This is a genomic window from Pseudoalteromonas sp. MMG007 (assembly GCF_018100985.1).
Classification (GTDB): Bacteria; Pseudomonadota; Gammaproteobacteria; order Enterobacterales; family Alteromonadaceae; genus Pseudoalteromonas.
Genome location: NZ_JAGJEI010000001.1, coordinates 631,946 through 650,465, shown reverse-complemented (window position 1 = coordinate 650,465; position 18,520 = coordinate 631,946). Strand labels below are relative to the sequence as shown.

Annotated in this window: 19 protein-coding genes; 4 read left to right on the top strand and 15 right to left on the bottom strand. The window is 39.2% G+C overall.

Translation table 11 applies throughout. The features are described from left to right. Positions 1–3: 3 nt before the first annotated feature. The 12 genes from J8L71_RS03100 to murJ form a co-directional block, all read right to left on the bottom strand. Positions 4–3,258, bottom strand: a complete 3,255-nt coding sequence (locus tag J8L71_RS03100) for a PilC/PilY family type IV pilus protein (RefSeq protein ID WP_210999217.1) — start codon at positions 3,256–3,258, stop codon at positions 4–6. Between the two features lies 1 nt (position 3,259). Next, entirely contained in the window at positions 3,260–3,763 is a 504-nt protein-coding gene (locus J8L71_RS03095; protein ID WP_210999216.1) for a pilus assembly protein PilX, read from the bottom strand. Further along, the gene (locus J8L71_RS03090) at positions 3,751–4,734 is read right to left on the bottom strand and encodes a PilW family protein (RefSeq protein WP_210999215.1); all 984 of its coding nucleotides are present in this window, start codon (positions 4,732–4,734) and stop codon (positions 3,751–3,753) included. The genes J8L71_RS03095 and J8L71_RS03090 overlap by 13 nt, the downstream gene beginning before the upstream one ends. A gap of 1 nt (position 4,735) precedes the next feature. After that, positions 4,736–5,296 carry a type IV pilus modification protein PilV gene (gene pilV, locus J8L71_RS03085; RefSeq protein ID WP_210999214.1) on the bottom strand — a complete coding sequence of 187 codons (561 nt, stop codon included), beginning with the start codon at positions 5,294–5,296 and terminating at the stop codon, positions 4,736–4,738. Between the two features lie 301 nt (positions 5,297–5,597). Continuing rightward, positions 5,598–6,302 (bottom strand): LytTR family DNA-binding domain-containing protein, encoded by a 705-nt coding sequence (locus J8L71_RS03080; RefSeq protein WP_210999213.1) that lies wholly within the window; start codon positions 6,300–6,302, stop codon positions 5,598–5,600. Continuing rightward, the gene (locus J8L71_RS03075) at positions 6,299–7,336 is read right to left on the bottom strand and encodes a histidine kinase (RefSeq protein ID WP_210999212.1); all 1,038 of its coding nucleotides are present in this window, start codon (positions 7,334–7,336) and stop codon (positions 6,299–6,301) included. The genes J8L71_RS03080 and J8L71_RS03075 overlap by 4 nt, the downstream gene beginning before the upstream one ends. A 40-nt stretch (positions 7,337–7,376) precedes the next feature. Continuing rightward, positions 7,377–8,306: a 4-hydroxy-3-methylbut-2-enyl diphosphate reductase gene (gene ispH / locus J8L71_RS03070; RefSeq protein ID WP_210999211.1), complete on the bottom strand. Its 930-nt coding sequence runs from the start codon at positions 8,304–8,306 to the stop codon at positions 7,377–7,379. After that, positions 8,306–8,746, bottom strand: a complete 441-nt coding sequence (gene fkpB, locus J8L71_RS03065; protein WP_138681444.1) for an FKBP-type peptidyl-prolyl cis-trans isomerase — start codon at positions 8,744–8,746, stop codon at positions 8,306–8,308. The genes ispH and fkpB overlap by 1 nt, the downstream gene beginning before the upstream one ends. Beyond that, positions 8,743–9,243, bottom strand: coding sequence for a signal peptidase II (lspA, locus tag J8L71_RS03060; protein ID WP_058548524.1), 501 nt, complete (start codon positions 9,241–9,243; stop codon positions 8,743–8,745). Before lspA ends, fkpB begins: the two co-directional genes overlap by 4 nt. Before the next feature lie 12 nt (positions 9,244–9,255). Next, a complete protein-coding gene (gene ileS, locus J8L71_RS03055; RefSeq protein WP_210999210.1) occupies positions 9,256–12,084 on the bottom strand; it encodes an isoleucine--tRNA ligase in 2,829 nt (942 codons plus the stop codon). A gap of 29 nt (positions 12,085–12,113) precedes the next feature. Beyond that, a complete protein-coding gene (gene ribF / locus J8L71_RS03050; protein WP_210999209.1) occupies positions 12,114–13,040 on the bottom strand; it encodes a bifunctional riboflavin kinase/FAD synthetase in 927 nt (308 codons plus the stop codon). Between the two features lie 83 nt (positions 13,041–13,123). Continuing rightward, positions 13,124–14,704, bottom strand: coding sequence for a murein biosynthesis integral membrane protein MurJ (murJ, locus tag J8L71_RS03045; RefSeq protein WP_348771780.1), 1,581 nt, complete (start codon positions 14,702–14,704; stop codon positions 13,124–13,126). Positions 14,705–14,956: 252 nt separating this feature from the next. Here murJ and rpsT point away from each other — a divergent pair, with 252 nt between their 5' ends. Next, a complete protein-coding gene (gene rpsT, locus J8L71_RS03040; RefSeq protein WP_002958225.1) occupies positions 14,957–15,217 on the top strand; it encodes a 30S ribosomal protein S20 in 261 nt (86 codons plus the stop codon). Positions 15,218–15,292: 75 nt separating this feature from the next. Here the strand turns inward: rpsT and J8L71_RS03035 are convergent, their stop codons facing one another. Beyond that, complete coding sequence (locus J8L71_RS03035; protein ID WP_058548527.1) at positions 15,293–15,676, bottom strand: response regulator; 384 nt, start codon at positions 15,674–15,676, stop codon at positions 15,293–15,295. 104 nt (positions 15,677–15,780) lie between these two features. Between J8L71_RS03035 and J8L71_RS03030 the strand changes: the two genes are divergently transcribed. From J8L71_RS03030 to smrA, 3 genes are all read left to right on the top strand, one after another. Then, positions 15,781–16,224 carry a hypothetical protein gene (locus J8L71_RS03030; protein ID WP_210999208.1) on the top strand — a complete coding sequence of 148 codons (444 nt, stop codon included), beginning with the start codon at positions 15,781–15,783 and terminating at the stop codon, positions 16,222–16,224. Between the two features lie 106 nt (positions 16,225–16,330). Further along, a complete protein-coding gene (locus J8L71_RS03025; protein ID WP_210999207.1) occupies positions 16,331–16,576 on the top strand; it encodes a hypothetical protein in 246 nt (81 codons plus the stop codon). A 127-nt stretch (positions 16,577–16,703) separates the two neighbouring features. Next, positions 16,704–17,285 carry a DNA endonuclease SmrA gene (gene smrA, locus J8L71_RS03020; RefSeq protein ID WP_210999206.1) on the top strand — a complete coding sequence of 194 codons (582 nt, stop codon included), beginning with the start codon at positions 16,704–16,706 and terminating at the stop codon, positions 17,283–17,285. Here smrA and J8L71_RS03015 read toward each other — a convergent pair. Both J8L71_RS03015 and J8L71_RS03010 read right to left on the bottom strand, forming a co-directional pair. Next, positions 17,282–17,428 carry a hypothetical protein gene (locus J8L71_RS03015; RefSeq protein WP_210999205.1) on the bottom strand — a complete coding sequence of 49 codons (147 nt, stop codon included), beginning with the start codon at positions 17,426–17,428 and terminating at the stop codon, positions 17,282–17,284. The two genes, smrA and J8L71_RS03015, sit on opposite strands and share 4 nt — an antisense overlap. Before the next feature lie 96 nt (positions 17,429–17,524). Beyond that, positions 17,525–18,445 (bottom strand): glyoxylate/hydroxypyruvate reductase A, encoded by a 921-nt coding sequence (locus J8L71_RS03010; protein WP_210999204.1) that lies wholly within the window; start codon positions 18,443–18,445, stop codon positions 17,525–17,527. Between the last annotated feature and the right edge of the window lie 75 nt (positions 18,446–18,520).

Genomic DNA, 18,520 nt, shown 5'->3' with positions numbered 1-18,520 from the left:
ACCTTAATTACTCACTTCATCATTTTCTTCGCGTTTATAAATATAGGTTTGTTGTGTTTTAAAACCAAAGCCTACAGTATCAGAATACTGTACCAATTGTACCGTACCGTCAACAACAGTTAAGTCGGGCCCTACTAGCTCTACAGGCTTCATTGGGTTTTGAGCATTTTCATCTTTAATCCCAGGTCCAATTAAATAAAACTGGCTCTCTTGCGTTACTTCAATAGTAGGATTGTCATCGCATTTACCATCACTATTTCCGTCTGCGCACGATGGTCCCTCCCCAAAATATAATTGTGGCGTATCGGGCACATCATAGCTAGTGGTAAATTTTAAGTCGTCATATACTTTCGTTCCGTAATGTAGATGAAAAGCATATAAAGAACCCGCGCCACCACTTAACGAGCATTGATTTTCAGTTGACGTATCCGATGATGGAGTAAAACTTGTAAAGTATGCAACACCTCCTACAACGGTCGCCGCAGCTAGTGATTTTTCACCTGTTCCAAGCTCATAACGCCAGCCTTTAAACTTAGCTAAATCAACTTCTAAGTCAATAAACTCGTCTACATCGTCTAATGCATTACCAAACGGATCGCTGTTCATTTGCATTAAATCTGTTGGTTTTATTATTGTAGGAGCGCTCGTGAATGATTGAGTAACTGTGTTTTCATCTCTTATCATAAACAGTTGATCGTCTTCATTAGTGCCTGTTGGTTTAGAACGATTGCCACTGCCTATTACAATTGCATCATAGGGCGTATCCAAACGTGTGATAACTGTTTCACCATTAACCGTTGTTTCACTTACTTTACTATAAAGTGTACGCGCTACAAGTGGTTGATAGAAAAAGCGTCTATCCTGACTCGCTAATGAACTACCTAACTCAGCAAGTTTAAAGTGAGTAAAATCACTCGTACTGCTTCCTGGCATGTCAATTCGCCAAATATCCCCACCAGTATCTGCAGCGTAAATTCTATCAATATACCCATCGTAATCGGAGTCCAATGTAGATAAATTAGCGGCAATTGAATGCTTACCTTTAAAGCCATTTTCACTCGGCGTTAAAGCCCATACCTTTTTACCTGTTTCAGCCTCAACAATATAAATACCACGACCTATTGAATCTTCACTTCTAACAGCTGCATCTTTATTTGTATCATACCCTGCACCAAACACTAATAGGGGCTTGTTTCCAAAGGCTTTAATATAGGCAATTTGTGGTTTTGACCACGTTTGCCCCAACTCTGTAAAATCCCCCTTGCCACCTTCAATCGGGCTATTCCATAATTTCTTTGGTTTATTAGGGTCTGTTATATCAAGTGCATAATAGTTCTGTCCACCACGACGCATCCCAGTAAAAGTCCATACATCATCGCCATCGCTAGCATCTATGATTCCATCATTAGCGCCGTCGTCATTTAAGCTTTTATCACTAAAGTAAACACTAATTGGACCATCCATGCCATACACTTTAGTATCAGCCTGATTTTCACGTAAAGGTTCAATAATGTCGTATAAGGCTGATGGTATAAAGGCCCAACTTTCGCTTACCGTCTCATCTGAGTCCTTAAACATATGCAAAAATCCAGCATTAGTACCTATTAAGATTCTAATGTCATCGTTGCCATAATCTATTGCGACCGGTTTTGAGTGAAGGGGGTCACCAAAAATATCTTGGCGCTGATCGACACTCGAGCCATCTCCGTCTTCATCATCGACATCAATACCCATAGCCCATTTTATATCGTTGCTTGATAGACTTAGCGGATTATTATCAACGGCATCGAGAATATCACTCACCACAGAGGTATTAAAATCAACAATAGCTCCCTGGTTATCTGTATATAGATTACGACTATCGGAGTCTAACGTAGTCAAATGCCGGTTAACGCCACCTTGGGCAACTAAATTACCATCAGGAGCTTCGCCATCTGGTAACCAAAACGTTTCTGCATTTTCGTCAATTAAGCCACTATCATCAAGCGCAGATAGCCCTTTAGAATCAACGATTTGACTCCCTGATACTTTTAATTTTTTTAAATTCCCGCGCCATCTAGCGCCTGTTTCTGGATAAAACATGGCAAAGTAAATAGCATCACGGCTACGGGTTTGATCGACATTATTACTAGCAACTGACGGTGAAGAGAAGCTGTCATTTACTTCCCTAATTCTAGAAATGGTATTTTTTAGTGCTTCAGATAAAGCCTCTGATGTTCGAGCTTCTAGGTACTGTCCACCACCTATCGAAGCAGCTCCCTCTAATAACTTAATGCCATCGGCACTCATACCTGTACCAAAACCAATCGTATACACTCTACCAGTATCTAAAACATCGCTAGTATTTGAATATAAATCTACCTTAGTATTATTAGTTCCATGAATGATTTTAGATAAAGCCACTAAATAACTATTTGAATAATCACCATCAACAAAAGGAATCGACTCATCAAATATCTCATTGTGAACACTTTTTATTTGATTGTTGCGATCACTATCACTTGTTGGGTCGCCATCTGTCATTAATATTAAATTTATTGAGTTATCACACCTCAAAGGGTCGCCAGCGCCTTTTGCAAAAGGCGACTTATAGCTCCCACTTGCATCTGCGCTTTTATCTCGATTGTTTATACCATTTGCAAAATCGAGACTTGCACCTGTAATGTAACGATAGGCCTCCCAAAGAGTCTCTGTTATTGGCGTAGAACCACTTGCTGGAAGATCATCAATTTCGTCTAAAATATTTGATTTGCTAGCGCCAGATCTTGCAAGTACATACCCCCCTGAACCACCGTTAAAACGCATTAATCCAAAATCAATATCATCGTTATCATTTACTAACTGTTTAATAGCATTTTGAGCAACGTTTAATCGGCTGTCATTACATGAAGCAGTTGGATATCCACCACTATAACTGTTACCTGATGTATTTGTGCCATTATAAAAACGGCTATAACGTATTCCCTGATTACTAGTTGCTCTTTTAAAACATTGATTGGTATCATTTACATTATTACTTTCAAAACAGGTTACTTGATAGAAGCGTGGAGTAGTTCTACCTACACCATCCCATTGGTAACATTGTCCTCCATCCGTCACATCCCAAGCCATGCTGCCTGAAGTATCAAATATCATTAGTACTCTTGGGTTTTCATCTGTCTCTACATCATGGTTTACATAAAGCTCTATATCTTCAGCAGTAACAGATGCAGTGAGTGTAAGGCCAATTAATGAAGCAAATACTTTATTAAATTTCATATTAAATCCCCTTACTTGTGCTAGCCATTTCTTGGGCTACACCTGTAACAATGGTCAGTTCATGCTTAGCTTTAGAGCCGTATTTAATTGTAGTAGAGACTTGTAACATATTGCATGAAATTCCTGCCGTAAAATTAAATCTACGTGGGCACTCTAAATCAAGTGCGCCTTGATTGAGATTGATCATTTTACTTTTCATATCATTGTGCTCAGCTATAACCATACCTTCTGTATCAGCATCGGTCATAGTAGTAACTTCATCAGGTGATAAAAAAAACTGATTTGCAGCCCCCTTGTTTGCCTCATCAGAAATCATTCTTTGAACCTCACCAAGTAGCTTATTTTCTGCAACTTCACGTTCTTGTGCAGCATTAGTAATTTTAATATCAATACTGCTGCTACTCATTAAAGTAACGGCTATACCTGTTACAGCGATAACCATAATAAGCGCCGTGATCAATACAACACCTTGCTGCTTAGCTCGTAACTTTGTTAAATGCGCCATAGATTAGCTCCTACATTATTCAACCTAATTGTGGTTGTGAACACTGTGCGTCTGTAGCTGTCAGCGAATGAAAGCTCTCGTTTATCTTCATCTTCGCCCAAGGTGTATGTTTGATTTTTAATTTTTACCCCAGGATCTTCTTGTAGCGATCTTATGAGTAAAAATACTTGTACAGTTAATATACCCTTTCTGTTTTCCCAATCTGTATGCTCCATATTATTGATACTTCTGTATGTATCAACTCGGCTATCACTATCGGTATCAAGGCCAAAAATAAAGCGCATATTTTCAACGCCCTCCATTATAGTTTCGGTCGTAATTTTGCCACCAACTAAGCGTTTTCTCATTAATGCTGGCACCTTGAGGCTTTTATTATTTACTGTATAAGTTTGCTCTGATAAGTAATAAACATGATGGCTGTACGGCCATATTGATGCATTTACATTGATAGAACCTGCACCTATTACACCACGTTTAAATTGAGCCTTTTCTTGCTCTGCTATAAAGTAGTTTTCATCAGCCTGCGTTTCACCTGTATTAAGCTGATTGCCTTGTAAAAATTTTAACTGAATAATATCTGTATTTTTAATAGGGTTACTTGCACAGTTTAGCTCTTTTGAAGAAACAGCCACTTTGGCATAAATAGCTCTAAAGTTACTCGCTGTTGATAAATCAGGAAAACTGCCGTTATTTAAACCCTCTGTACAATCAGCACCGGGGTTCGATAAGGATGTCGTATTAGCGGATGTAAACGAATCATCATAATAAGTACCCCAAAATCCAATCTGTTCAATATCACGTTGCATTATATTTATAGCTAACCGACCTGACTCCTGAAGCTCACCAATAGTCATCGTATCCTTAGTGATTACCTTCATCCCTATATAAGTGAACATGACGCCCCCCAAAATTAGGCCACCTATAAATAACGAAATCATAACCTCTATAAGTGTAAAACCTGTTTGCTTCATGTTAGCTCCTAAGGTAAATGTAACTAGTTAAAACTACTAAGCGGCGTTTTTTATCCGCTGTGCCACATTTTATAGCGGCGGTAGCATCATTAGCGTTAAACTCCTGTCGTCCCTGCCATGAAACTATTACTTCTAAGTTAAATGCCTTACCGCCTGAACCTGCAACTGCTGTTGGCGCTATACATACTGTCGCATCGTCTAGCGACCCTGTGTTTTCCCGCGCTCGAATGGCGCGTTTCCATTGCTGTAAATCAAGCGCAGCAACTTGCGCTGCAGTGCATGAACCACTAAAACAAGCCATAGAGGTAGACGTTGAAGTTTCACTATTAAATGTTTGCGTATACAGGGCGACTAACTGAGCAGTATCATTTGCACGAATGCGCTGCACAATATCATTACCAAGGGCTACAGCAGCAGCGCGTTGCATGGAATCAAAGCTTGCCTGTTTTGCTTTTGCTTGAAGCGCTACGGCACCTAATAAACCAAAGCTTAAAATGATAAACGCAATTAGCACTTCAATTAAAGTGAAGCCTTTTTGTGTGTTAGTTTGAGGGGATCGCATAGTGAACCAAATAAAAATTATCTAATAGTAAGTTTATGTCATTCTAATTTAGTTTCAATAATTACTAGGATAGGCGGTTAAATTTGTTGATAAACGGTTAAAAAGCACTAAAGTCCGTTTATCTTTAGCGGTTAAATTTAAAGTCATATGATTGGAGTTTAAATAAGTCAGGGCCTATTTAATATGGTTGTTCTTATGACTAGACGATATCATAAGAATAGCCTCCAAAACCACGGAGCTAGAAACCTTGTGCAGTTATCCCCTAGATTTAGCAAACCTCAACCCTGGAAGATAATAGGCTCTAATTTAAAATATTTTTTACTGTTTTTAGCTCTCGCCTGCTAACGGTTAAATGATCGTTGCAACCCATAAGCTCTACGCTATGCACACCTGAGCCATGAGTATTTAAAGATAAAAGTTTGCTTTTATTTACTAAAGTATTTCGATGGATTCGTACCAATTGAGTAGGATACTGTGATTCCAGTTGCTTTAGACTGGATTCAATAAACGCTTCCCCGCCTTCAAATACCATATTAGTGTACTTTTCTTGGGCATTAAAATAATAAACATTGTCAAGCTCAACACTTTTAGTCGTTCCCCCCAACTGATAACTAATTTTAGTTGAGTGCTGTTTTTGCACATGCGCTTTGTTCAAGCGTCCAACCTGATCTAACACTTTTACTATGGATTGTTCTGTAACTGGTTTAACTAAATAACCTGCAGCACTCAGTTGCAGAGCATCAAGAGCATGTTCAGGGTGCGCGGTAATAAACACAACAGCTGGAGGTAAAGCTAAATTATTCAACTCATTCGCAACCTGCAACCCATTTAAACCAGGCATATCAACGTCTAAAAATATTAAATCGGGGGCGTATTTTTTAATAAATAATAAGGCTTCATTACCATTACTAGCTTCACCTTTAATAACTATATTTTTATTATGTGCTAGCAAACGGGTTAAACGCATTCTTGCTAATGGCTCGTCATCAACTATTAATATATTCATAAACCACCCTCAATATTCTTTTTGGGGATAACTACTTTCACTCTAAATACATCGTTTTTATTGGTGATAGTAAGCTGAGCTTTATTTTTATAATAAATATTTAAACGTTGACGAATATTATCAAGTGCCATGCCATTTTTGGGCCGAGTTTGATTATTAGTAATAGTGATGGGGTTAGAAACAATCATAGTTATATAGCCGGGAGTAATATGCAGCTCAACATTAATAATTGCGCCACTTTCGCTTATTTCAACACCATGACATACTGCATTTTCAATTAGCGGCTGAAGGGTTAAACATGGAATATGCAATGCAGGAAGTTCACTTGGTATGTGCCAATTAACCTTTAAACGCTCCCCAAAGCGCCACGTTTCCAAAGCGATATATTGCTTGCTCAATGCTATTTCATCACTGATTAATACACTTTTCCCTGAGCGCATTGCTGCTTGAGATAAGGCTGCTAGAGCTAAAATAGCTTGCTCAGCAGCACCAGCATCGTGATGAGTTAGCTCTGCAGCTGTATTTAAGCTGTTATATAAAAAGTGCGGACGGATCCTAGCTTGTAAGGCGTCCAACTCTGCGCGAGAAAGTGCCTTGGTTTGCTGCTCTTTTTCAGTATAGATAAATAAAAACTGTACAAACAAAGCGGCTAATAACAAAACTGTAACGCAGTTTCGCAATACAAAATAAATAAGGTTATCAGCCTTATCTATATCAAACGCAAATTGAGAAAATAAAACACTATATATGCAGGTAAATAATAAAAACGAGGTAAAAAATAGTGTTAGCTGAAAAACGTCTGTTCGCTTTTGTAAAAAGCGTTTAAAAAGATACAGAGCGGAGGTGCTTGATAAAACAGTTAAGTGTAAAAATAAGCTAATAACCCCAAGGTGTAACCAAATGTCACCTTGGATATTTGGCGCAAACGCCAATACAACAGCTATAACTTGAGTAACAACAAGCGAGGCAAGTACCCCTCGCTCATTAAAAAGAGCTGAAAAAAGCAATACATCAGAATGAACCGACTTGCTCATAACAGCTCTCCTTGTAATCTAAATAATTAATTTATATAGATTAACGTAGCTCAACAGGAACGGCAAATACGATGTTTTCTTCTTCACCTGGGTTTTCTACTACCTGCTTGCCACCAAGCTCTTTTAAACGCGTTATTACTTGCTGTACCAGTACTTCTGGTGCAGATGCTCCAGCCGTAACACCCACTGACTTAGACTCTGAAACCCATTGCTCTTGCACATCAGCTGCATCGTCAATTAAATAAGCCGTTGTGCCCATTTTATCTGCAAGTTCACGTAAGCGATTAGAGTTAGAGCTGTTTTTAGCCCCTACAACTAGAAGTACATCAACTTTATCAGCTAAATCACGTACCGCATCTTGGCGGTTTTGCGTTGCATAACAAATATCGTCTTTTCGAGGTCCATCTATAGCAGGAAACTTCTCGCGTAGTGCGTCAATGACATCTGCAGTATCATCTACTGAAAGCGTAGTTTGGCTACAATAAAATAAGTTTTCAGCATTTTTAACATTTAGCGCAATAACATCTTCCGCGGTTTCTACCAGGTAAATTCCGCCTTCATCGTTATCGTACTGCCCCATTGTACCCTCAACTTCAGGGTGGCCATGGTGTCCAATCAAAATACATTCAGTACCTTTGCGGCTAGCGCGAGTAACTTCCATATGAACTTTAGTCACCAGCGGACATGTTGCATCAAATACTTTTAAGTCGCGGCGTTTCGCCTCAGAGCGTACCGCTTGCGATACACCATGAGCACTAAAAATAACAATGCTATCGTCAGGTACTTGATCAAGTTCTTCAACGAACACTGCACCACGGTTTTTTAAACCGTCGACTACGTAACGGTTATGTACCACTTCGTGACGAACATAAATTGGCTTTTCGAAAATATCTAAAGCACGCTCTACAATGCTGATTGCACGGTCAACACCCGCACAAAAACCACGAGGGTTAGCTAATAAAATATCCATTAGCCTTCTACCTCAATAATATCTACTTCAAATGTTAGGCGCTGACCCGATAGCGGATGGTTAAAATCGATAGTAACCGACTCCCCTTGCACTTCTCGAACAAGCCCAGGAAGTTCAGTACCATCAGGTTGTGTAAACGCAATGATAGCGCCTACTTGAGCAGGTGTTTCTGGGCCAAACTTGCTACGGTCAACATAGTAAATATTATCTGGATTTGGTTGCCCAAATGCATCTTCTGGTTCAAGCTCAAATGTTTTACTTTCACCAGCCGTTAATCCTAGCAGGCATTTTTCAAAGTTAGCCGTTAAGCTACCATCGCCCATAGTCAATTTAGCTGGCTTGTTATGAACCTTTGTAGAGTCTGCGGCAGAGCCATCTTCTAACTTAATAGAAAAATGAAAAATAACGTGCGAGTTTTCACCAATTACAGCTTGGCTCATGCTTTATGCTCCTTCGGACTTTCGCCTGTAAAGGCATCAAATAATAATAACGCGGCACCAATACAAATAGCGCAATCAGCAATATTAAATACTGGAAAATGTGACTTATCGTAAAACACATGAATAAAGTCAATTACATAACCATAAGCTATACGGTCATATAAGTTGCCTATGGCGCCTGCAAGTACTAACGCATAAGCACTGCACAATATTTTGTTTGTGGCTGGCAAGCGCTTAAGCCACCATACAAGTAACCCACTAATGGCAATAGCTATAAAGCTTAAAAACCAACGTTGCCAACCACCTGCTTCACTTAAAAAGCTGTAGGCTGCGCCATAGTTATGTACGTAAGTAATACTAAAAACAGGCAGTAAATTTATAGACTCTTGATAAGCCATGGTATTCACGACTAGTGTTTTACTGGCAAAGTCTATTACTAACAGTAATAGACTCAACCAAAGCCACACTAAACCACTTTTTTGGGCTAGTTTGCTCACTGAGTAAAGCTCCTAAGCGAATTGACGCTTTTCACCTTCGCCATCAACATTACTTACGCAACGGCCACAAATTTCAGGGTGAGCAGGGTCAATTCCTACATCGTCGCTGTAGTGCCAACAACGCTCACACTTAGCTGCATCTGTTGCTGCAACGCTAATGTATAGACCTTCAATTTCTGTTGCTTGCGTATCTGCTGGTTGGCTATCAACCTGCTTAACGTTTACTGCTGATGTTAACAATACAAAACGAAGCTCATCACCTAGTGAAGCAAGTGTGCTTGCAAGGTCTTTATCCGCAAATAAATTAACTGTTGCTTGTAGTGTTGCACCAATTACTTCTTCTTTACGTGCAGCTTCTAACAAGCGGTTTACTTCATCGCGTACATTTAAAATTGCTTGCCAGTCATCGTTACTAAACTGACTGCTCGTTGGTGCTTGTAAGCCGTCGTACCATACTGATGTAAATACGTAATCACTACGCTCGCCTGGTAAGGCTTCCCAGATTTCTTGTGCTGTAAAGCTCATAATTGGTGCCATCCAGCGCGTCATAGCTTCTGCGATATGGTAAAGCGCAGTTTGACAAGAGCGACGCGCATGGCTTTCACTTTTAGCTGTGTACTGACGGTCTTTAATTACATCTAAGTAAAACGAGCCAAGTTCACCGGTACAGAAGTTCATTAGCTTTTGCGTTACTAATAACATTTGGTAGCTATCGTAAGCGGCTAAAATCTCGTCTTGTAACTGTGCTGCACGACCAACAATCCACTTATCAAGCTCAACCATGTCATCTACAGCAACTTGATCAGTTTTAGGATCAAAACCATTTAAGTTAGCTAATAAGTAACGGCTAGTGTTACGAATACGACGATATCGATCCGCAGAGCGTTTGAATATTTCATCAGACACAGTCATTTCTGCCGTGTAATCGGTAGAAGCAACCCACAAACGTAAAATGTCAGCACCAAGCTTATTCATTACATTTTGCGGAGAGATAACATTGCCTAGTGACTTAGACATTTTACGACCGTTTTCATCAACGGTAAAACCATGCGTAAGTACTTGCTTATATGGTGCATGTCCATTAATCGCAACCGATGTCATCATTGATGACATAAACCAACCACGATGCTGATCAGAACCTTCAAGATATAAATCAGCTGGGCCAACTAAGTCTTCACGTGCATCTACTACACATGCGTGCGACACACCTGAATCAAACCATACATCTAGCGTATCTTGCACTTTCATGTATTGCTTAGCATCTTCTTCGCCAAGTAAAGTCGCTGGCTCTAGGTCATACCACGCTTGAATACCTGACTTTTCAACAAGCTCTGCAGCTTGCTCGATAAGCTCTTGGGTATTTGGGTGTAAAGCACCGGTATCTTTATCAACAAATAAAGCAATTGGCACGCCCCATGTACGCTGACGAGATATACACCAATCAGGGCGGCCTTCAACCATGTTAGAAATACGGCTTTCGCCCCATTCAGGCAACCACTGTGTATTTTTGATTTCTTTAAGAGAATCTTGACGTAAATTAGCCTGTTCCATGCTTACAAACCACTGCGGTGTAGCACGGAAAATTATTGGCGTTTTGTGGCGCCAACAATGCGGGTAACTGTGTGTAAGTGCATGATGATGTACTAATGCACCGCGCTCTTTTAATACTTCAATTACGCTCGCGTTTGCTTTAAATACATGTTGACCTGCAAAAAGTTCAGTATCTGGTAAGTACACACCATTTGCACCAACAGGGTTAGCGACTTCTAGGTTGTAATTTAAGCCTGCCACGAAATCTTCTTGACCATGACCTGGCGCAGTGTGCACCACACCTGTACCTGAGTCAGTAGTAACGTGTTCAGCAACAATCACAGGTACATTAAAGTCATAAAAAGGATGCGCTACTTGCAAGTTTTCAAGTACAGCCCCTTTTACGTAACCTAAAACGTGGTAATGATCAAAGCCAAAACGGTCCATTGCATCTTTAACAAGTTCTGAGCCTAAAATTAAACGCTGCTGTGCGCCTTCATCTTCAACTTGCACAAGCGCATATTCTAAATCGGCATGAACAGCAACAGCACGGTTTGCAGGAAGCGTCCATGGCGTTGTTGTCCAAATAACAGTGCCAACACTACCTTGGCCTTCATGGCCTTGAGCTAGGTCAAACGCATTTACTACTGCGTCTTGGTCAGCAAAAATAAAGCGTACATCAATTGCTGGCGACTGTTTATCTTGATATTCAACTTCTGCTTCTGCTAATGCAGAGCCACAATCTGTACACCAATGTACAGGCTTAGCGCCTTTGTGTAAGTGACCGTTTTTAATAATACGACCAAGCACACGAATTGCATTCGCCTCAAAGTCAAAGTTCATTGTTAAGTAAGGCTTATCCCAATCAGCAAATACGCCTAAACGTTTAAAGTCTACTTTTTGACCTTCAACTTGCTTTTTGGCGTACGCACGGCATTTTTCACGAAACTCACTCGCCGTAACTTTTACACCCGGCTTACCTACTTTTTTCTCAACCATTAACTCAATTGGTAAACCGTGACAGTCCCAACCAGGTACATAAGGCGAATCAAAGTCTGATAAAGTTTTAGACTTAACAATAATATCTTTTAAAATCTTATTTACTGAGTGGCCTAAGTGGATGTCGCCATTTGCATACGGAGGGCCGTCATGCAAAATAAAGGTCTTTTTACCCTTTTTAGCGCTGCGAATTTGACCGTAAAGGTCGTCTTCATACCATGCTTTAAGCATTTTTGGTTCACGTTGTGCCAAATTGCCACGCATTGGAAACGGTGTTTCCGGTAAATTCAAAGTATGTTTATAGTCGCTCATTTATCCTACATTCCGTATCTATCGGCTGCCTAATTTAAACCAAAACACTGCTTAGCGGCGGCAACATCTGTTGCTATTTGCGCCGTGAGTTGTGTTAATGTCTCGAATTTTTTCTCATCGCGGAGTTTTTGTATTAACTCCACGTGCATAAATTGTCCATAAATGTCTTGTGCAAAATCAAAAAGATGAACCTCTAAAAGTGCACGTGTTCCATTAAATGTGGGTTTGTTGCCTATATTTGCAACCCCAAAAATTTGTTTACCTGCAATTGTAGCTTGCACAGCAAACACACCATTAACAGGGCAAACTTGGCGCTTAAGTGCTATGTTTGCTGTTCTAAATCCAAGCTCACGACCTCTTTTCCAGCCATGTATTACGCGCCCAGAGATAGCGTAGTCGTGGCCAAGCATCACTTTTGCACTGGCTAAATCACCAGCAGCTAATGCTTCACGAATCAATGTGCTGCTCACTCTAGCATTTAACTGGCGAAAACTCGCTGTGCTTTGCACATCCATTCCCGCCTGATTACCCATATTTACGAGTAAATCAAAGTTGCCTTTACGCTGCTGCCCAAATCTAAAATCATCACCTACGGTTAATGCTTTAACCCCGAGTTTTTTTATAAGTATGTCGCTTACAAATTGTTCAGCTTGCATATTCGCAAATTGCTGATTAAAGCTAATACAAATAACACGCTCAATGCCTAAATCGCTCAATAAACGCAACTTATCACGTAATCGCGTAAGCCTTGCTGGGGCATTGTTTTTAGCAAAAAACTCTTGAGGCTGAGGTTCAAAAAGCATTACTGTACTTGGTAAGTTGTGCGCTTTAGCATCTGCTAACAAACCTTTTAATACTTGTGAATGACCTAAGTGAACACCGTCAAAATTACCAATAGTCAGCACACATCCAAAGTGATGCGCCCGAATATTGTGTATACCTCTAATTAACTCCATGCCACCTAAAGCCTTTTTTCAGCGAGTATTATCACGACTTATACCAAGGAAAAGCCACAAGGCTGCCGATTATAATCTTTTTTTTAGTTTGATTCAGTAATTGCTACACTTTTTATCGTATTTAGTCTTACACCCATTAAAAAAAGCATCGCAAAGTAGCTAACTCCAGCTAATGCCACAAGGGAAATTAACAATATAACTTGCTGCGTAAATTCCCAAGAAGCCCAATAATAGTAACTACTTACATACCATGTAAAACAACCCATAACTATACTTGCAACAATACACTTTATGGTGAAGCGCAAACTCATAGAGGAAAACTGATAAACTTTTTCTTTTTTAAGCTGCCTGTAAAGTAAAAATGCATTACAACTGGCCGACATTGATGTAGCAAGGGCTAGCCCTAAGTAACCTATAAAAGGCGCCAACATAATGTTAAACACCATATTTAGTACAAGAGTTATAATACCAATGCGTACGGGCGTTTTAGTATCTTGACGGGAATAAAAACCCGGTGCGAGCACTTTAATCAACATAAAGCTAACTAACCCTACAGAGTAAGCAACAACACCTAAACTTACCGCTTTTACATGATCAACACTGTCCTCTTTAAAAGCACCATGATCGAATAGCACCGTAATTATAAGTGGGCTAATTATCATTAAGCCAACCATTGCTGGTATACCTAAAAATATTACAAATCGCACCCCCCAATCGAGTGTATGCTGAAAATCGCTCAATTTTTTACTACTGTGCAATTTAGACAGTGCGGGTAAAATAACCGTCGCAATACCAATTCCAAACAGACCAAGCGGAAACTCTATTAGCCTATCTGAGTAATAAAGCCATGCTATAGAGCCTGTCATTAATAATGAGGCTATCATTGTATCTAGTAATAAATTAATTTGGCTTATCGATACGCCAAACAATGCAGGAAGCATAAGCTTACGCACTTTTTTAACATTCTCGTCTTGCCAAGCCCAACGCGGGCGCGCCAACATTTTAGCGCGATATAAAAATGGCAATTGAAACAACAATTGCACAATACCCCCCACAAATACGCCTATAGCGAGGGCGTATGCACCAACACTAAACTTATCATGTAAAAAGATAGCGCAAGTAATTATTGATATATTAAGTAAAACGGGCGTAAAAGCAGCAACTGCAAAGCGGTTATAAACGTTCATTACTGCACCACTAAGCGCAACTAAGCTCACAAAAAATAAATACGGAAAAGTTAACTTTAATAACGAACTAGCAAGTTCAAATTTTTCAGCGTTTGGGCCACTCTGCCACCAATCTATAAACCAACCTGTACCAAATAAGGCCGCAATTACCGGTGAAGCAACGACACCAAATATGGTTACTATAAGTAAAATAGTACCGAGCGTACCGGCAGCTTGCGCCACAAAAAGTTTAACTTTGTCATCACCTTGTTGCTCTTTAATTTCACTAAGAACAGGTACAAACGCCTGTGCAAAGGCTCCTTCGGCAAACAAACGTCGTAAAAAATTAGGAATACGGTTAGCAAATAAAAAAACATCAGCAGCGGCGCTGGCCCCTAATAAATTTGCAACTACTGCATCTCGTACTAGCCCTAATATGCGTGAAATCATAGTCATACAACTCACAATCATACCTGAGCGAAATAAACCTTTTGACACCTTAAACCCACTTAAAAATCCCTAATATGGGCAATTATGCCACAGTCTTTTTTATAAATCGCTTTAAAGCACTAGGCTGGGAGTCTGTGCTTTGTTACAATATCGATATTAACTGCTAAAGCGGCAAATTGATGTTCGTTATAAGGAGCAGTTTTTCTTGGATTGTTAAATTTACATTGACATTCATGATAAAAACAGGCATATTCCACGGCCTTTAATTTAAGCTTTATTTAAGATTGTTAGGAGCAAACCTTGGCTAACATCAAGTCTGCAAAAAAACGCGCTATCACTAGCGAAAAAAACCGTCAGCACAACGCAAGCCGTCGTTCAATGATGCGCACTTACTTCAAAAAAGTAATTGTTGCTATTGAAGCTGGTGATAAAGAAGCTGCACAGCAAGCTTTTTCTGTTGCTACACCTATCCTAGACCGTTACGCAACTAAGGGTCTAATTCACAAAAACAAAGCAGCTCGTCATAAGAGCCGTATTGCCGCTAAAATTAAAGCGCTATAATTTGTTTTTGTAGAATATAAAAAACCGGCATTTGCCGGTTTTTTTTTGCTTTAATTTTAACTGCAATTAACTTGCTTATGCATTTTCTAAATCTGGGTAAAACTTCTTCAGCATTGCCGCTATTTTTTTAGGTGTAAATGGTTTTACAACAAACCCTTTAGCGCCCTTATCTATTGCATCCTTTACGTTATCAACACCTGAATGTGCAGATACCATCACCACATTTGTCTCTGGGCTTAATTCATTGATTTGCGAAATCAAATCTTTACCATCTCCATCTGGTAATTCAATATCTAAAAAAATCATATCGTAATTGGCAGCCTGACACTCACTAATACATTGCGAGGCCGTAGATGCCTCCTTTACATTGTCTATCCCTAAGTGCATGAGCGTTTGGCTCAAAAAGCTACGCACCGTGCTAACGTCATCTACAATTAAAATTGACAGCTGCGTATTCATCTTTATTCCTCGTAGGCTATAAGCTAACTTTAAGTTATCATACTGATATATAAATTTATTCATTTAATTATAGAGACCTACGCCAAAAAGGCCAGATTTGCTTTATGTCTAAAACACCAAACAAACAATCACTACTAGGCAAAACGCCCGCAAGAAAAAAAACAGCCCAAAAAAGAAAACCTCAGCCTTCAACCCAGCGCTCACAAACAAGTAACGAAAATGTACAAACTCTCAATGATGAACGCAAACACACCAAACCTAAAAAAGGGTTATTTATAACATTTGCAGTTATAGCAGTGATTATTTTAGCGTTTCCAAAACCGACCTTGCTCACCTATAAAAAATTAGGGATGGTAAGTGAAAGCATTTATTGGCCAGGTGTTTTTGGTAAAGGTGCGATGCTTATTGATTCAAACTTACACCCACAGTTTGATTCTAAGCGTAAATCCCTTTATTTATGCAGTGATTTACAAAAGCCACAAAGTTGCCAAAAGTATCAGGTAATAGCTGATAATGGAGTATTCGCGGTAATAGGCAGTTACTTTTAACATTAAAAAAACTAATCTGAAAATTTAAAATTACTTGGTTGAAAGGTGTGCAAAAGATCAACATAATGGCGCTCCTTTTTTCAACAACTGAACTATTGAAACGACCATGCTAAACGAGCTAGATTGGCTTTTAAACACGACACTACTTGCACTAGGTTTAGGTGCATTCTTTATTAACCAGATAACACTGCTGCGCGTTGCCGCCATTAGTGCTTGTGGTTTGTTATTCTTATCATTTAGCTTAGATATTATGTCGTCGAGTGTTATTTCAAATATGAGTTTAGTGTTGATCAACACTTTTTACTTGTTTAAAGTTTATACATTTGGGCAGTTTAACGTAACCCAAAATTAACAACTTCTCCTTAGAATATTTGATAGCCCAGCATTGCTGGGCTTTTTTATATTAAAATTTAAAGTTTGGGGTTCACAATGAACTGAGATAAAATTTAGTACGTATTATTCTAAATTTAGGTCTTACTATGCCTTTATCTGACTTTGATTTATTTTTATCTTCTATGGAAGATGTAAAACCAATAAACCACGATACGGTTACTCCCATTTCAAATAGCCACAGTGCAACCCTAGCCCAACAAGAAAAACGTAAAGCAGCACAAATTAATCTAGCAAATGATAAAAATTACTTACAATCTGAGCATGTTGAAATATTAGACCCACTCGCTATATTAAGCTTTAAAAAAGATGGCGTACAAAGTGCGGTTTTTAAAAACTTACGTTTGGCTAAATACCAAGTCGATGCCACGCTTGACCTACATGGGCAATTACTTAAAAACGCACGTAATACTTTATTTAGCTTTATCGTTGATTGCCACCAGCGAAATATACGTGTTGTATTAATACGCCACGGGATCGGCATAAAAAATAAGGCTAAACCAGGCATTTTAAAAAGTTATGTAAACAAGTGGCTACAAGAGTTGTCTCAAGTATTGGCTTTTCATACCGCACTGAGGCACCACGGTGGAAGCGGTGCTACTTATGTATTACTTAAAAAAAGTGAAGAAAAGAAACACGAAAACCGAGAAATACACAGTAAGCGGGGTTAATCCGCTACTGTTAACTCTTCCTTGGTTTGGATTTTTGAAGGGATATCTTCGGCATTAGCCTGATTAAACCAAGCAGAAACGCCAAGTACTACAATAGAAATGATAACTAGGCTTAATTTAACGCCACTTTGACTCGATTTCATAACACCCTCTTTGTAATTTTTATTAGTGAGAACAGCTTTACACTAATAAAAATTACAAATGTTAACAAGCTGTTTTTTAAACTAATTAGCTATCTCTTAATAACCTTTAGTTCTATCTATTGTATTATTAAGTGAAACGCCCTGATTTAAGCATTCAATATTTTTTGCTATTTGATCTATTACGCTATTAATATCAGATAATGCTGCACAGTGCGGAGTTAGAGTAACTTTAGGATGACACCAGTATGGGTGTTCTCGTGGCAGCGGCTCTTGCTCAAATACGTCAAGCGTTGCGCCGCGCAACGTATTATTATTTAAAGCGTTTAATAAATCTTGTTCTACTACATGTCCTCCTCGAGCCACATTAATAACTACAGCATGTTCAGGTAATTTAGATAGCAAGGAGCTATTAATAATACCTTGCGTTGCCTGTGTTAGAGGAAGTAAACATACTAAGTAATCAACGTTAGGAAGCATACTGCTAAGCCCTTGCTCAGCATAAAAAATATCTACACCTATTACATTTTTGCTACTTTGTGCCCACGCACTTACCTTAAAGCCATTATTAATAAGTTTTTGTGCACATGCCTTGCCTAGCTCTCCGTAGCCAAGAATACCAACATGCTTATTTTTGAATGCGCGTTTTGGTTTCCACGTTTGCTGCGCTTGTTTTAAGTAATACTCTTTTAAACGAAGCTTTTGAGCTAACACATGTGTTAGCACATATTCAGCCATATCCTTTGCAAGTTGCTCATCAACAATACGAACAACGTCAACCTTATCATTTAAAAGAGTTAAGTCTATACTGTCTACACCGGCACCAAATGACGACACAGCTTTTAAATTAGGTAGCTGTTGCCACATAGCCTCAGGTGCATTCCAAGCAAGTACAAATTCAACACCTTCTACATTTTTACACGCGGGCCATTGCTCTATCAGGGTATTAGGCAAACGCTGTTGTAACTTGGTTATTAGTTTTGTGTTATCTCGTCCAGTTATAGCCACTAATACCGACATAAATTCTCCTAGCAATACAAAGTTTATAAACTAACACTTTAAAAAGTCACACAACTGCAAAGTAATTGTCACACC

Coding starts and splice junctions, on each gene's coding strand:
- J8L71_RS03100 (WP_210999217.1), bottom strand. CDS start 3,258: ATGAAATTTAATAAAGTATTTGCTTCATTAATTGGCCTTACACTCACT.
- J8L71_RS03095 (WP_210999216.1), bottom strand. CDS start 3,763: ATGGCGCATTTAACAAAGTTACGAGCTAAGCAGCAAGGTGTTGTATTG.
- J8L71_RS03090 (WP_210999215.1), bottom strand. CDS start 4,734: ATGAAGCAAACAGGTTTTACACTTATAGAGGTTATGATTTCGTTATTT.
- pilV (WP_210999214.1), bottom strand. CDS start 5,296: ATGCGATCCCCTCAAACTAACACACAAAAAGGCTTCACTTTAATTGAA.
- J8L71_RS03080 (WP_210999213.1), bottom strand. CDS start 6,302: ATGAATATATTAATAGTTGATGACGAGCCATTAGCAAGAATGCGTTTA.
- J8L71_RS03075 (WP_210999212.1), bottom strand. CDS start 7,336: ATGAGCAAGTCGGTTCATTCTGATGTATTGCTTTTTTCAGCTCTTTTT.
- ispH (WP_210999211.1), bottom strand. CDS start 8,306: ATGGATATTTTATTAGCTAACCCTCGTGGTTTTTGTGCGGGTGTTGAC.
- fkpB (WP_138681444.1), bottom strand. CDS start 8,746: ATGAGCCAAGCTGTAATTGGTGAAAACTCGCACGTTATTTTTCATTTT.
- ileS (WP_210999210.1), bottom strand. CDS start 12,084: ATGAGCGACTATAAACATACTTTGAATTTACCGGAAACACCGTTTCCA.
- ribF (WP_210999209.1), bottom strand. CDS start 13,040: ATGGAGTTAATTAGAGGTATACACAATATTCGGGCGCATCACTTTGGA.
- J8L71_RS03035 (WP_058548527.1), bottom strand. CDS start 15,676: ATGAATACGCAGCTGTCAATTTTAATTGTAGATGACGTTAGCACGGTG.
- J8L71_RS03030 (WP_210999208.1), top strand. CDS start 15,781: ATGTCTAAAACACCAAACAAACAATCACTACTAGGCAAAACGCCCGCA.
- J8L71_RS03025 (WP_210999207.1), top strand. CDS start 16,331: ATGCTAAACGAGCTAGATTGGCTTTTAAACACGACACTACTTGCACTA.
- smrA (WP_210999206.1), top strand. CDS start 16,704: ATGCCTTTATCTGACTTTGATTTATTTTTATCTTCTATGGAAGATGTA.
- J8L71_RS03015 (WP_210999205.1), bottom strand. CDS start 17,428: ATGAAATCGAGTCAAAGTGGCGTTAAATTAAGCCTAGTTATCATTTCT.
- J8L71_RS03010 (WP_210999204.1), bottom strand. CDS start 18,445: ATGTCGGTATTAGTGGCTATAACTGGACGAGATAACACAAAACTAATA.